Source organism: Acinetobacter modestus, from assembly GCF_014636095.1.
Lineage (GTDB): Bacteria > Pseudomonadota > Gammaproteobacteria > Pseudomonadales > Moraxellaceae > Acinetobacter > Acinetobacter modestus.
Map to the genome: position 1 here is coordinate 1 of NZ_BMDV01000026.1, position 802 is coordinate 802.

General features: G+C 40.5%; 1 protein-coding gene. It reads left to right on the forward strand.

Annotated features, from left to right (window positions below; genetic code table 11):
• The first annotated feature begins 63 nt into the window (after positions 1 to 63).
• Positions 64 to 768: an IS6-like element IS1007 family transposase gene (locus tag IEV17_RS17060; RefSeq protein ID WP_001067793.1), complete on the forward strand. Its 705-nt coding sequence runs from the start codon at positions 64 to 66 to the stop codon at positions 766 to 768.
• The last annotated feature ends 34 nt before the right edge of the window (positions 769 to 802 follow it).

The window sequence follows — 802 nt, forward strand, 5'->3', positions numbered from 1 at the left end:
GGCACTGTTGCAAATAGGCTGACATGATAAGCTAAATATCTTATTTATTTCGAGATACAGCAGATGAATCCCTTCCACGGTCGGCACTTTCAAGGTGAAATCATTCTTTGGGCTGTTCGTTGGTATTGTAAATATGGCATCAGCTATCGTGAACTTCAGGAAATGCTCGCTGAACGTGGAGTGAATGTTGATCACACCACAATTTATCGCTGGGTTCAGCGTTATGCTCCAGAAATGGAAAAACGTTTACGTTGGTATTGGCGTAATCCTACAGATCGACATTTATGGCATCTGGATGAAACTTACGTAAAAGTGAATGGCAAATGGGCATATCTATACCGTGCAGTTGACCAACGTGGCCATACTCTTGATTTCTATCTTTCTGCTAGACGAAATACCCATTCAGCTTATTGTTTTCTTGGTAAGATTTTGAATCATGTCAAAAAATGGCAGATTCCACGAGTCATAAACACTGATAAGGCTCATACCTATGGCCGTGCTTTGTCGCGACTAAAACAGGAAGGAAAGTGTCCTGAAGACCTGGACCATCGACAGATTAAATACAAGAATAACGTGATTGAATGTGATCATGGCAAGCTCAAACGGATCATCAAGGCTACGTTGGGATTCAAGTCTATGAAAACGGCTTATGCCACAATTAAAGGAATTGAGGTTATGCGTGCTCTACGCAAAGGACAAGCTTCATTATTTTATAACGGTAATATTCTAGGAGAAGTTTGGCTAGTAAATAGAGTTTTCGGTCTCTAAGCTTTTTTGAAGGGAAAATCATTGACTCAGATCC